This window comes from Tranquillimonas alkanivorans, from assembly GCF_900115595.1.
In the GTDB taxonomy this organism is placed as follows: Bacteria; Pseudomonadota; Alphaproteobacteria; order Rhodobacterales; family Rhodobacteraceae; genus Tranquillimonas; species Tranquillimonas alkanivorans.
Genome location: NZ_FOXA01000018.1, coordinates 1 through 13669 on the forward strand (window position 1 = coordinate 1; position 13669 = coordinate 13669).

Below are 13669 nucleotides of genomic sequence, written 5' to 3' on the forward strand. Positions count from 1 at the left end.
GCAGCTTCTGGAACCTGATGGTGGAAACGGGGCAGATCACCGTGTCCGTCCTGTTCCTGATCATGGCGGCGACGTTCTTCTCGCGCATGCTCGCGCTGTCGGGCCTGCCCAATGCGCTGGCCGACACTTTCCTGTCCGGGCCGATCGGGCCGTACGGCTTCCTCTTCGTCTTCCTGGCGCTGGTGATCGTCATGGGATGCCTGATCGACTCGATCTCGATCATGCTGATCCTGCTGCCGATTGCCCTGCCGATCGCAAATGCAGCCGGGTTTGACATGATCTGGTTCGGAGTGCTCACGGTCGTGGCCGTCGAGATCGGACTGCTCACGCCACCCTTCGGCCTGTCCGTCTATACCATCCGCTCGGCGATGAATGACTCGGACCTCGCCGTGGGCGACATCTTCCGAGGCGCGTTTCCGTTCGTGCTGACCATGATCCTGTCGCTCGTCGTGATCGTTGCCTTCCCGGGCATCGCCACCTACCTCGCCCGTCTCTGACCGCGAAAGTTCACATGACCAAGCTACTCTTCGTCTCCGGCAGCCTGCGCGCCGCCTCCTCCTCCACCGCCACCTGCCGCGCGTTCATCGAGGCCCTTGGCGCGCGGGCTGACTGCAACCTCGCAGAGATCGGGTCGCTTCCGCTCTACAACGCCGACCACGACGGCGGCGCGCCGGTGGCGGCGTGGAAGGATGCGGTCGAGGCGGCTGGCGGGCTCGTCTTCGTCACGCCGGAATACAACTACTCGGTGCCCGGCGTCCTGAAGAACGCGATCGACTGGGCTTCGCGTCCGGCCTACGAGTCTGTGTTCAAGGGCAAGCCGTGCCTCGTCGTTTCGGTCTCGGGCGGCGCTTTGGGCGGCGTGCGCGCGCAGTCGCACCTGAAGTACATCCTGCACGGCATGCTCGCCGACGTGTTCCCCTGCCAGGAGGTCGTGATCCCGCACGCGCCGAAGAAGGTCGAAAACGGGGTGCTGGCGGACGAGGCGGCGGTGTCGTTCGGAACGCGAGCGCTTGAGACCTTCATCGCGAGGGTGTCGGATGACGTTCGCCCCGGCGTTAGATCTCAAAAACCCGCCGGGGGCCAGTTTCCCGGTTCCGTCCGCGAAATTCCACGGATGGCAGAGCGCCGGGCATAAGCTAGCGCCTCGGAAGCGCTCTAGGCGACAGTCCGCTCGTCAGACGCCCCGCCATCGTAAGCGGGATAGACTGGTTGGACCGCGGCATTTGCGGCGGGGGTACCAAACGCCGCGTTCTGGTGCAAGCGTCACTCCGCCTCGCCTAAGGCTTCATGCCAAGCGGATGGCGTCGCTAGCCAACGGGCCTTTTCCGTGGAGTCAAAGCGCGCGAACGCGCGCCACGATGTGTGCATGCTGGCGAGTTTGACAGCCCCAACATTAGCGATCTAAAATTTCTAATCAAGTGGCGCGTCCAGTCCAAGGGAGAAGATTGTCATGCCAAGCTTTTGCACTCTACGGCGCTCCTGCCGCCTCGCTAGTTTCACAATGGTTTTACTTTCGGCAGTAAGCCAGGGCTCCGCAGCGGGCGCCCAAGGTGAAGCCGGCTATGATGAACACGAGGGCACCTTGCCCGACGGAACGTCTTGGCTAATTCGTGTCCCGGAAAACTGGAACGGGATTCTCCTTCGCGATCTGGACTTTGCCAGCTTTATCAATGTGGACAGCTATGCGCCGCGTTATGACGATTTAATGGACCGCGGCTACGCCTTCGCTGGACTTGCGCGGCATCCGCTCCGGCTCTGGCAGTACGATCCCCAGCAGGAGATCAAAAACTTAGAGCAGGTTCAGGAGATCTTTCTTGAGCGGTTGGGGGAGCCCGAACTGATCCTGCAATACGGTTGTTCGGGAGGCGGATTGGATAGCTTGGCGTCGGCCGAGGCATTCGCGGGCCCAATCGACGGCTCGGTGGTCTTGGCGGCACACACCCCGGTTTGGATCATGAGTAGCTTTCTCGACGGCTGGTTTGTCATGCAGGCTCTGTTGAGTGAAGAGTACGAGGCGCGCGGCCTCGGAGACGCCTCTGACCTGCAGATCGTGGGGCTGCCCAATGCCGGAGCAAGCGGTTCACGCAGCCTGGAGGATATCCAGTCGGCTTGGCGCGCTGCGGTGGAGGTCGCTGGCGAGACAGCGGAGGGTCGTGCACGGCTCGCTTTGGCCTTCGCCGTGGGACAGTGGTCTCCTTGGATGGTCGAAGGGACAGAGTTGCCTGATGTGGAAAACGCTGACGCCATGGGTGATATGATCGCAGCTTCCGCAGCGAGGATCTCTGGGAACGTAGGTGGTAGTTCGCGACTTCTGTTCGAGAACGCAGCATCTGGCCAGCAACTCTCAGGCAACGAGGAGATCGATTACCGATCACTCTTCGACAACGCGGCGCCAGCGATGAAGCGGATCGTTCAAGAGCTTTACGAGGAGGCCGGAATTGACTTGGATTCCGATCTCGAGAAGGTCAATTCTTCGCCCCGAATTAATGCTTCGGAATATGCTCTGGAATTCTGGTCCCAGCCGGGCCGGACAACGACCGGCGCATTGGAGGTTCCGGCAATTAGGATTCACATGCTGGGCGACTGGGCGATTCCCTACTCTCTGATGCAGGGCTACGAGGCGCTCGTTGACGAGGCAGGCACAGCGGAGCTTTACCGAAAGGCGCTCGTGCAGGGCACAGGTCATTGTGAATTCACCCCGGCCGAGAGTACTGCGGTCGTGGAGATCCTCGTCGACAGGATAAATTCAGGGACTTGGCCTGACGCTTCTCCCAGTGCATTGAACGCTGTGGCCGAATCGCTCCACACTGGAACAGAAGCCCGTTTCATCCCATTCGGCGAATGGCAGGTGGAAGAGTACAACCGTGCTTGGGTGCCGGATCGCGAGTAGAAACGTCTGATAACTGGCGGTTAAGGAGCCGCCGGTTGCTCTGCTCAACTTTCCAGTGTCGCACGTCTGTGAGCGCGTAGTCACCCACGGCCTTGTACGCCGAAACCTTGTGTCGTTCGACCAACGGGCGATGGCACGGAAAGAGTGTGCCGGTACCGCGTTGGCGGCAGATGCATCGTGGTTGCTCCAGCTGGGTGACCCTTCAGCGTATCGATAACCTTCTTTTCGCTGAACCTCCTTCGCTTCGGTTGCGGCGGCGATGGCGATGGCGCCAAAGTCAGCAGCATGGTTGCTGGCACCAGTTCCAGCATACGAAAGCGGTGCAGAGGGAGGTTGTCGGCGTTCGAACGGACGCCTCCTTCCTGACGAGCTAATCCGCGCTGTAACGGCTGGATGCGACCGAGAACTCTGTGCGGCAGCTTGTATCGGATGTACTGCCCGGGTGGAACTGGCTTCCAATCTCGTTTGAGAAGCCAGCTTATTCGAGCGCCACCAATACGACACCAACTGTAGCCAGGAGTGTTGCAAGTACGAGCCCTACACTTGGCGGCGGCTCCGTTCGGAACAGGAACGCGGCGAGGTAGGCGCCGATATAGAGTTCAGTCGTACCGATGATCGCGACAACAGCGACTTCGGCATGCTTCAGGGCGAAGAAAAGCAGGATTTGGCCCATGGACAGGGAGGCGGCTGCCACCCATTGCCAAGGCCCTGACTTCGACAGGAGCCCGGTCAACGCATCTCGATAGCGAAGGCTGAATTGTGCCGCAGCGGCGTACCAAACAATCCCCGTCACGGCGCCAACGAAGGCCCCGAAAGCCGCATCGGGAACGTAATCCATCGCGAGCTTGCGCGCGACATAAGCTGCGGCATAGCAAAAGGCGCAGACCGCTCCGAATATTGCGCCGAGGCGCAGGTCGGTCGGAGGGAGGATATTTGGCCTTGCCGCCGCCGGAACCCGTTCGCGAAGAGTCATCGCGACGCTGCCGAGAATGAGTATCATTCCGCTAACTGCGACAAGGCCGTAGCGTTCGCCTAGGAGCGTAAATGCAAGGAGAATTGAGAAGACGGGGATCAGCCGGCGATACAGGCTCGCCCGGATTGCACCGGAAAGGGCAATGGCGCGGAAGTTTGTTATGCGGCCGAACACAGTGGCCAGCATCCCGGACGCCACGAAGAATGCGACTCCCGTCGCAATCGCCGTCGAGGCGTTTGGCCAGCGTTCCTCCCGTTCGACCACGAGCCAGATCGCGCCGGCGAAGGCCATCGTCAGGACGATGGAAAGAAAAGCCCCATTATCACCGCGGGCGCCGGGGGCACCCTTTGCAATGGCGGCGCCCGCTAGGCCAAAACAGAACGCGGAAAGCAGCGCGATGAACTCTCCGACCATACTAATTCAACCTATTGATGCGTGCTGGTCTTGGCATTACGCGGAACCCGTGGTGGCCATATTGCGTTCCGCAGCGTATTTGAATCCGCCGTCTTTGAATTTCGCGCCGATATCAGACAGCGCTTGTTCATGCGCGGCCTGCCACAGATCGCCGTCCGCCTCGCGTACGACCATGGGGCGAAGGCGGCGCTGGATCGCATCAACGGTCAGATCGGTGCCGAAGTAGCATGAGGCATATTTTCTTACGAAATAGCATTCGCGCGAAGCGCAACGCTGGCGCGCTTCGATGTCAGTCCCGTCTGTAACGAACCGAAGATCAGACTGAGAACTCAACTTCTCCGTCCAGCGGCCTGAATCTCCTAAACCGTCGCATTCGCGGCCGATGGTGGTGTACGGCACTGGTATAGCGCGTGTTCGCCAGGCGGCGATAAGCTGGTTCCACGCTGCGGTCACTTCGGATGTCTCGCTCGCCACAGGCCGCGGAGGCTCCGTAAAGGCGTGGGAAAGGCCCACCAACTGAAGCACGGGCGCACAGCCGAATCCGATGCGCCGCCCGCAGATCTTTTTTTGCCGCTCACAGGAACACTGTACCTCCGTCGACCACCAAGCTTTGACCGGTTACGAAACGGCTGTCCTCGGAGGCGAAGAAGCGGACCACGCCGGTCAGGTCGTCCGGGGTGCCCGCCCGCCGGATCGAGCGGCTCGCGATCAGCGCCTCGCGCTGCTGCGGCGACACAGTCTCTCGCTCGATCTCGGTCTCTGTGGCGCCCGGCAATACGGCATTGACCGTGATGTTCCACGCGCCCAGCTCGCGCGCCATGCCGCGGGTCAAGCCGATCACGCCCGCCTTGGACGAGACATAGTGCAAGTAGTTCGGTCGGCCCATTGGCACGACGGCAGAGGCGATATTGACAATCCGGCCGCGGCCGGCGTCCTGCATCGCCGGAACGGCGGCACGCGAGGCCAAGTAGACACCTGTCAGATTAACGTCGACCACCTTTCGCCATTCTTCGACCGGGATCTTGAAGAAAGGCCGCATCTTCAGCGACGAGAAAATCGAGGCGTTGTTGACCAGAATATCTAGCCGCCCGAAAGCGGAAAGTGCTGCGTCGCACATTTGGCTAGTCGAGGCCTCGTCGGTGACGTCCACCGCGACCGCTCTGGCGGTGCCGCCAGCCTCCTGAATCTCGCGTGCGACAGACTCGGCGGAGTCGGCGCGAATGTCGCATACGAGAACCTTCAGTCCCTCAGCTGCGAAGCGGAGGGCGAAGGCGCGGCCAAGGCCCTGTCCGCTTCCGGTGATTATAACGGCCTGATCGGCCATGGTTTCGGTCATGGGGTAACTCCTGTCAGATCAAGCTGGGCAAATAGGTGGCGATGCCCGGGAAGACGGCGATGATCACCATGCCCAGCACGAACAGCCCCACAAAGGGCCAGGCAGCGCGGAAGACCGTGCCCAAACTACCGTCGGTCCACCCGCTCTTGAGGGCGAACAGCGTGTAGCCGAATGGCGGTGTCATGCCTCCGATCGTGATGTTTACGAGGAACAGCAGCCAGAACCAGATCGGGTCGTAGCCGAGCGTCGCGATAATCGGTCCGTAGATTGGAATGACAATCAGCATGAGCGCAATCTGGTCGATGAACATGCACAGCAGGAATGGCAGGGCCATCAGTACGAGCAGCATGCCCCACGAGCCAAGGTCGAGCCCAACGACCATCTGGGTCAGTGCCGTTGCGCCGCCAGTGAAGGCTAACAGCTGGCTGAAGAGCTTTGACGACGCCATGATGATCAGGATCATCGCCGAGATGCGTGCGGTGGCACCGAGTGAATCCCGTATCATCGCAAGACCAAGACGCCGATAGATCGCCGCGGTCATCAGCGCTCCGAGGACGCCCATTGCGCCGGCCTCGGTGGGGGTGGCAACCCCCAGTAGGATGAGGCCCATCACCATCATGATCACGATCGAGAACGGGATTAGCCGGACCAGCGCGATTGCGACCTCGCCCACGCTCGGGCGAGTCGTCGTATCCTCGTCGGTAGGCGCAAGCCCAGGGTCCCGCCAGACGCGCAGAAATGAATAGGTCAGAAACAACGCTGCAAGCATCAGGCCCGGCAGGATGCCAGCGACAAGTAGCCCTGCGATGGAGACCTTGGCGATGGTACCGATGATGATGACCAGCACGCTCGGGGGGATTAGCGGCGCGAGGCTCGCACCAGCAAGGATGTTGCCGATTGACAAACCAGGGTCGTAGCCGCGCTTGATCATTGTCGGCAGCAACGACCGGCTTAGCATCGCGGCGACGCCCATCGCGGCGCCGGACAGGGTACTGAAGACCGTCGACAGCACGATCGCCAAGACGTACTGGCGCCCGCGGACCGTGCCCACCAGCGTATCAATCGACCGGAAGAGCACGTCAACTGCATTGGAACGGAACAGCACCTCCCCCATCAGAATGAAAAGCGGGATTGTGACCAGCGCACCTGTGGTCGTGGTGTCGTACACGCTGTTGATGAACATGCCGTAGCCGGCGGGGCCCATGATCGCGCCGACCGCGACTAGGTTGACCAGCATGAATGCGACGAAGACCGGCAGACCCATCGACATGAGGAACAGCAAAAGTCCAATGCCCGCAGCGACAGCGGGGATGCCGTCAAGCATGACGGGCCTCCCCATCATCAGCCGCATTCGGTCCGAAGACTGCCGCCAGCAGGAAGTAGACGCCCGAATTCACGAGGCCATACGTGATGAACACCGCGAGTGTCCATTTGGGGATGCGGATCGTGGTGAGCGTCGACGTGCCGCGGTCATAGAGCACGAAATTCTCTTGCAGGCTGATCCACCCCGACCAGAAGCAAGCGACCGCCCCGGCGAAGAAACCTAGGCGCAAGAGCGCGGTGCCAGCCCTTCGCGGCAGCAGGTCGGGCACCAAGGTGACGGCTACGTGACCGCCTTCCTTCGTCAGCCACGGTATCACCAGGAATACGGAAAGTAGCAGCAGGAAGGTCACGAGATCGCTCGCCCACGTGGTCGGCGCGATGAAGAAATAACGCATGGTGACTTCGTAGGCGTAGATGACGACGATCAGCCCCAGCGCGCCCGCGCCGCACGCGAAGCCTATGAAAGAAATTGCATCGTGGACCCGCGCAGCGCGTCTGCCCGCCCGCGTGGAGTCATTACCGCTCATGTTCATTCTCCATCGGAAAAAGGCGCCCCCGCTACTTGCGGGGACGCCGGAATTGGTGCCGGGTCTGGGCTCAGGGAGCGAGGCCGGCCTCGCGTGCCATCTCGCGAAGAGTCGCGATCGCCTCGGAGCTTTGCTCAGCAGCCAGCTCCATCACGCCGCTGTACCATGCCTCGTTTAGCTGTTCAGCATAGCTGTCTGCCAGCTCGGTCACGGTCATGCCCTCCTCGGCCAGTACAGCCTCCTCTTCCGAGACCACCTGATTGAAGTTCTCAACCGCTTCGGCCTCGTAGGCCTCGGCGGCGCGGGCGATCGTCTCCTGGGTTGAAGCATCAAGGCTGTTCCATGTGTCCAAGCTCATGAAGACAGGATGTCCGACCTGCCCGAAGGACGGCCGGATCATGTGGTCTGCAACCTCGAACCAGCGGAATCCAACGGCGCCGACGGTCGGCCATGCCGCTCCGTCGACTACACCGCGCTCGAGGGCGGGATAGATCTCGCTTCCCGGCAGGACCACTGGGGACCCGCCAAGCGCTTCGATCACCGGATGGTAGATCGGGGTGCCGCGAATACGACGACCGGAAAGCGCATCGTCGCCCAGCGGCTCCTTCAACATGATGTGATATCCGTTCAGATCGTAGAGAACTGCGATTAGCTTGAGGCCTCGGTCTTGGTAGTGCTGGTCCACGAAGTCCCAGACACCGGCCTCGCGCAGATCAGACGCAGTGCCATCAAGGGCGTCCAGTGACATGCCGACGGCCGTGTCGTTGTAGTGATAGGCTCCGTTGGTGAAGAGCATGTCGAACAGCCCGCGAGACACCGGGTCCAGTTGCTCGAAGGGCGGGACGGTTTCCGGTCCGAACCTGGTCAAGGTCATTGAGCCGCCGGATTCCTCCTCCAGCTTCTCAAGAAACGGGTCGAGCACCTCGGTTACCGGCGCGTAGCTTTCGCTCCAGCTGCTAAGCACACGCAAGTCTTGGCTGTGCGCGGCCATTGGTGCGACCGTCGCCGCGACAGCGATCCCTTGGAGCAGTTTCGTAAGTGTTTTCATTTTCTTCCTCCCGGTGGTTTAGGCAACTTTGTTCGTTGCCTCGAAAAATGGTATTGTGGTTCTTGCGCACCGCGTCGGACGGGCCTTCTGCCCGCTGCGCTTACTGCTCCGGGCTGCGCTGCGGCGGGCCGGTCTCAGCCGACTTGCGCAGGGTCACGGAGACGTCACCATGGAGCACCGACACGACCCTGCGGTTCTCGACACGGCTGAGGCGCGCCACGAGCTCGACGATCGAGTGCCCAGGCAAACTGTCCTCGGTCGGTGGGGGCAGACGCCTCACCAGATCGACCGCGTCGGCATCCACGTAGGTGCGAAGAATTAGCTCTTCGTCGCTGAGGCGTTCGCCGTACTGCCTGCGCAATTCGTCGAGACCGGGTTGCGGGTAGTCCTGTGCTGCAATTTCGCGCGCTCTGGGGCGGTCGAGGATACGGTCCCGCACGTCAGGGTCCATGTGCTCCAGGGCTTCGCGCCCCCAGAGCCCGAGTGCGTACTGGATTGAGGGATCTGTTACCTGAGCATAGCGCTGGCTCGTAATCACATTTACTACCGCCTGCGTGCCGACGAACTGGGACAGGGGCGTAATCATGATCGGGTAGCCAAAATCGGCGCGCACCCGCGCCGTTTCTTCTAGAACCTCAGGCAGCCGATGTCCCATCCCGACCTTTCGAAGCTGGTATTCGAGGTTGGATATCATTCCCCCAGGCACTTGGTGCTCATAGATGGTCGCATCGAAGGCGCGGGGCCGGCCGACGGGCATTTCCTCGATCCGGGCCACCGCCTCAAGATGAGCCTGCGCAGCTCCGATCTCGGCAATGTCAATAGGTATATCGTATCCCGCGGCCTGCAAATTCTTTGCGACTGCTATGACGGAGGGCTGCGACGATCCGTCGGCCAACGGTGGCACCGCTGTATGCACGTGCCGTACGCCCAGCTCGACGGCTTTCTGCACGTTGTAGGTGGCCAGCCCGTTATTGCAGTGCCCATGGAACTCGATTGGAATGTCGCCGGCGATGTCGGCGATGCGCGGCAATAGTTGCGCCATCCGTTCGGGCGTCATCAGCCCGCCTACGTCTTTGAGGCACAGTCGCCACGGATGCAGACTCGCCGCCTTGGCGACGCGGTCTAGGAAATACGCATCAGTATGCCGTGGAGAAACCGAGTAAACGATGTTAACGACAGATTCCATTCCCATCGCGCGCAGGCCGTCATGCTCCTCGCGCAGCAGGTCAAAATCGTTCCAAGGGTCCGAGATCCGGGCCACCGTGATCCCGTTGTCGATCACTTTCTGTACCAGCAGTTTGCCAACGGATTCGGGCACCTTACCCAACCCGCTGCGATAGCCGGCATGCAGCCGCAGCGGGGTCTTACGGGCCTTGCGTGCGCCGAGGCGGAGCCACTCGAACGGATCTTCCTTCAGGTCGCGAACCATTTTCTTGATCTGAACGACCGGAACGAAGAACTCCATTGCTTCGAAGCCTGCCCGGTCGAGATGCTCTAGCGCCGCCAACATGGTGCCGGTCCGCATATTTAGCGCCCAAAGGCTCTGCTGACCGTCCCTCAGTGTGGTGTCGATCAGGTGCACACGGCTGTCGGGCATGTCATGCCTCCGCTGGCTCCACTTCGAACAGGGGCTGGTCGAACTCCACGCTCATGCCATTCTCGACACGGCACCGGACGATGGTGCCGACGCACCCAGCCTTGACGTCGATGAAAGTTTTCATGACCTCGATGAGGCCGACAGTCGTGTCCTCCGCCACGGACTGGCCGAGCTCGACAAAGGGCCTCGCGCCTGGTTCGGGCGCCACGTAAAACGTGCCGACCACCGGTGCCTTTACGGATTTGGTACCAGCGGGCGGACCCTCCGTTAGCGGGCTCCCCGTCGGCGGCGTCTCGCCATCGCGGGAAGATGGCGAGACAGGCTGCTTGGGCTCTTTCGAGATATCCTCGGCCACTGTCGCGCGCGCCGAAGACGGCTCCGTCATCGTCGGTGCCGCACGAAGATCCGCGGTCTTGCTCGCGAAGATCCGCGTCTGACCCATCGAGATTTCGATGCTATCGAAGGCCGATCTCTCGACGAGCGACAGGATCGCTTCGATTTCAGCCTGTGTCATGACTTCGTCTGAAGAATTATCCATATGCTCCGTAACCTCAACGTACCCGTCATCCCGAAACCGGCTCTACGTCGGGTGACGTCCCCGATGGCGGACAACGACGTCTCGAAAGGTCCAATGGCCACTTGCTCTCAAGACAGACAGCTTCATCGGTAGCTCGGGCGCAGTGCCGCCGTCAAGAAATTAGATATCTTACTTCACGGTGTGCCGGACACCCTTTGGGATAGAGGAGAGTAGAGTGATCGGAGGCTTGCTGTCATCGTGCAAGCACAAGAAATCGTCCTCCCATTAAAGGCACGTCAGACGCCGTCCGAGCGACTGACCTGGCTCTGGCAGAGGTCGCCGCCCAAGGAAGTTGCTCGGACTGAACGACGGGGGCCATTCTGGTCATGAGAAAGACGACGGTCCGCGGTGGAAGCTAGGCGTGGCACCGATGCGATCAGTTTTTGCGTGTATGCCTCAGATGGGTGATCCAATACAGCTTGGGCTGGCCCGTGCTCTACGACCCGACCATCATACATGACCATTACGCGATCGCAGATGTATTCTACAACGGAGATGTCGTGCGTGATAAAAATAATCGACAGTCCGATGCGATCGCGAAGGTCAAGGATCATATTTAATATCTGCATCTGAACGGAGACATCCAGCGCTGAAACTGCTTCGTCGGCAACAAGAAACCGCGGCTCCATCACCAGAGCACGCGCGATGCAAATCCGTTGTCTCTGACCGCCGGAGAACTGGAAGGCATGCTTCTGGGAATCTGCTGCGGAAAGTCCGACCAGCGTGAGCGTCTCGGCGACCCGCCTTTCACGCTCCTCCCGTGGAACGCCCGCAATGGCGAGTCCCTCGGCCACAACGTCACCCACCTTCATCCTAGGGTTCAGGGAAGCATATGGGTCTTGGAAAACCATCTGGATGCCTCTTTGCACCGGCGGAAGCTCTGGACCGTCCGCACGAAATAGCGTCCGGCCACTGATTGAGAGGCTTCCACCATCCGCATTCTCCAAGCCGACGAGGATTCGGGCCAGGGTCGACTTTCCGCAGCCGCTTTCTCCGACAATCCCGAAGATCTCGCCTGCCTCTACGTCGAAGCTGACGCCTTTCAGTGCATGGGTCTCCGAGGCGCGGGCGAACCAGCCGTTCGACCGTACGAAAGTTTTGCGAATGTCCCGTGCGGAAAGTCTCTTTTCGTGCTTGGAGTGGATCATGACAGCGGCCTTATACAGCGAGTGAACCATCCTGCCTTAAGCTCAGTCACTGGCACTGGAGCGGCAGCACACTTGGCGTCGGCGTATTTGCAGCGGTCGCGGAAGCGGCAACCCGTCTCCCAATTCAACGGCGACGGCACGACGCCAGGGATGCCCTGTCGCCGCTCGCCATCAATGCGTCTTCGCGGCGCACAGTTCAGCAGCGCCGCCGTGTAGGGATGGGCGGAGCTGCCGATCACGTCCCGCTCGTCCCCGCATTCCATCAGCATTCCGGCATAGAGAACGCCGACCCGGTCAGCGTATTGATGAACGAGCGACAGGTCGTGCGAGATGAACAGCACCGAAAGGTCGTGTTTCTCACGCAGCCGCTGGATGATCTCCATCACCTCGCGCTGGATGGTCACGTCCAGTGCCGTTGTCGGTTCGTCTGCAATCAGCAGCTTCGGGTTGTTGGCCAGCGCCATCGCGATCATAGCACGCTGACGCATACCTCCTGAAAGTTCGTTCGGATACATCCGCGCGACCTTGGCGGGAGCGTCGAAGCGTACCTCGGAGAGTAGCTGCTCGACCCGTTCCTGCCGTTCCTTGCGGCGCAGGTCACTGTGCACTTCCATTGTCTCTTCGATCTGGCGCCCGATCTGCATGAGTGGATCGAGGGAAGTCATCGGCTCCTGGAAGATCATCGAGATCGCGCCGCCGCGCAGGCCGCGCATGCGAGCCTCAGGCAGATCGGTTAGCGGAACGCCGGAGAACGACAGTTCACCCTCGATCTCCAGCATGCGTTTCGGCAGCAGGCGCATGATGGCACGGGCCATCATCGTCTTGCCCGAACCGCTCTCACCGACCAGAGCGAAGAACTCTCCGCGGGCGATGTCAAAGGAAACGTCCGAGACGATCCGGATCCGCTTGCGGCCATCGCGCACGAAAAGGGAAAGGTTTCGTGCGGAGATAACCGGCGGTTCGGCCGCGGCGGGCGAGTCGGCCGCGTTGGCTGTATGTGGTGTCATGTCAGGTTCAGGTTCTTTTTCGGGTCAAACTGGTCGCGCAGCCAATCTCCGAGGAGGTTCAGCGCGAGGACCGTGATGAATATGCCAAGGCCGGGCATTACGGCGAGCCACCACGCGCGGGTGATGTAGGAGCGGCCTTCAGCGAGCATCCCGCCCCAGGTCGCGATCTGCGGCGGCACACCTAGGCCGAGGAAACTGAGGGACGCTTCGGCGAGGATCGCGGTGGCCATGGAGAACGTTGCGACGATGACTGCCGACGCCATGAGGTTGGGCAGGATGTGGCGTCGCATTATCCACCCCAGCCCGCCGCCCATCACCTTAGAGGCCTCCACGTAGGCCAACGACCGCAGGACCATTGCCTGCGCGCGAGTGATCCGCGAGTAGGGAATCCAGCGCTGGATGGTCAGGGCCAGAATGACGTTCGCCAAGCTTTGGCCGAAGAAGGCGAGGATCGCGATGGCCAGAAGGATTGGCGGGAAGGCCCAAAAAGACTCCACGACTTTCTGTGTGATTAGGTCTGGTGTGCCGCGGAGATAGCCCGACAGTGCCCCGACCAGTACACCCACAACGCCCGAAATCAGCACGACTGACGCGGCGATCGCCAGCGAAACCTTCGCCCCAGAAATGATCCGCGCGAGGATATCGCGGCCGAGATGGTCAGTGCCTAGGATATGACCATCGGTCAGGGGCGGCAGGAGGGAGGCGAGCAGGTTCTGGCGATTTGGATCGAATGGCGTGAGCCAAGATCCAAAAAGCGCGAGGAATAGGACGAAGCTCAGCATGGATGCGCCCAAGAGAAACTTAAGATTGAGGAGATCTAGCTTCATGG

14 protein-coding genes are annotated in these 13669 nt (G+C 60.9%); 3 read left to right on the forward strand and 11 right to left on the reverse strand.

The window, feature by feature from the left end; translation table 11 throughout:
* The 3 genes from BM162_RS16810 to BM162_RS16820 form a co-directional block, all read left to right on the forward strand.
* The coding region (locus BM162_RS16810; RefSeq protein WP_143096189.1) for a TRAP transporter large permease subunit at positions 1-497 on the forward strand (497 nt) is incomplete at its 5' end.
* 14 nt (positions 498-511) lie between these two features.
* On the forward strand, positions 512-1135 hold the full coding sequence (locus BM162_RS16815) for an NADPH-dependent FMN reductase (protein WP_093424498.1): 624 nt from the start codon (positions 512-514) through the stop codon (positions 1133-1135).
* Positions 1136-1582: 447 nt separating this feature from the next.
* The gene (locus tag BM162_RS16820; protein WP_245759310.1) at positions 1583-2890 is read left to right on the forward strand and encodes a hypothetical protein; all 1308 of its coding nucleotides are present in this window, start codon (positions 1583-1585) and stop codon (positions 2888-2890) included.
* A gap of 478 nt (positions 2891-3368) precedes the next feature.
* On the opposite strand, the gene BM162_RS16825 is transcribed toward BM162_RS16820, so the two are convergent.
* The 11 genes from BM162_RS16825 to BM162_RS16875 form a co-directional block, all read right to left on the reverse strand.
* Positions 3369-4277, reverse strand: coding sequence for an EamA family transporter (locus tag BM162_RS16825; RefSeq protein ID WP_093424500.1), 909 nt, complete (start codon positions 4275-4277; stop codon positions 3369-3371).
* A gap of 36 nt (positions 4278-4313) precedes the next feature.
* A complete protein-coding gene (locus BM162_RS16830; protein WP_143096190.1) occupies positions 4314-4751 on the reverse strand; it encodes a cysteine hydrolase family protein in 438 nt (145 codons plus the stop codon).
* 100 nt (positions 4752-4851) lie between these two features.
* Complete coding sequence (locus BM162_RS16835) at positions 4852-5613, reverse strand: SDR family NAD(P)-dependent oxidoreductase (RefSeq protein ID WP_093424503.1); 762 nt, start codon at positions 5611-5613, stop codon at positions 4852-4854.
* Between the two features lie 13 nt (positions 5614-5626).
* Complete coding sequence (locus BM162_RS16840) at positions 5627-6937, reverse strand: TRAP transporter large permease (protein WP_093424560.1); 1311 nt, start codon at positions 6935-6937, stop codon at positions 5627-5629.
* On the reverse strand, positions 6930-7463 hold the full coding sequence (locus BM162_RS16845) for a TRAP transporter small permease (RefSeq protein ID WP_177215213.1): 534 nt from the start codon (positions 7461-7463) through the stop codon (positions 6930-6932). The genes BM162_RS16840 and BM162_RS16845 overlap by 8 nt, the downstream gene beginning before the upstream one ends.
* 70 nt (positions 7464-7533) lie before the next feature.
* Positions 7534-8511: a TRAP transporter substrate-binding protein DctP gene (gene dctP, locus BM162_RS16850; RefSeq protein WP_093424506.1), complete on the reverse strand. Its 978-nt coding sequence runs from the start codon at positions 8509-8511 to the stop codon at positions 7534-7536.
* Positions 8512-8611: 100 nt separating this feature from the next.
* A complete protein-coding gene (locus BM162_RS16855; RefSeq protein WP_093424507.1) occupies positions 8612-10108 on the reverse strand; it encodes a hydroxymethylglutaryl-CoA lyase-like TIM-barrel protein in 1497 nt (498 codons plus the stop codon).
* Position 10109: 1 nt separating this feature from the next.
* Positions 10110-10622, reverse strand: coding sequence for an acetyl-CoA carboxylase biotin carboxyl carrier protein (locus BM162_RS16860; RefSeq protein WP_218153112.1), 513 nt, complete (start codon positions 10620-10622; stop codon positions 10110-10112).
* 299 nt (positions 10623-10921) lie between these two features.
* On the reverse strand, positions 10922-11833 hold the full coding sequence (locus tag BM162_RS16865) for an ATP-binding cassette domain-containing protein (RefSeq protein ID WP_177215214.1): 912 nt from the start codon (positions 11831-11833) through the stop codon (positions 10922-10924).
* Complete coding sequence (locus BM162_RS16870) at positions 11830-12840, reverse strand: ABC transporter ATP-binding protein (protein ID WP_093424512.1); 1011 nt, start codon at positions 12838-12840, stop codon at positions 11830-11832. The genes BM162_RS16865 and BM162_RS16870 overlap by 4 nt, the downstream gene beginning before the upstream one ends.
* Positions 12837-13667, reverse strand: a complete 831-nt coding sequence (locus BM162_RS16875; protein ID WP_093424513.1) for an ABC transporter permease — start codon at positions 13665-13667, stop codon at positions 12837-12839. Before BM162_RS16875 ends, BM162_RS16870 begins: the two co-directional genes overlap by 4 nt.
* Positions 13668-13669: the final 2 nt, after the last annotated feature.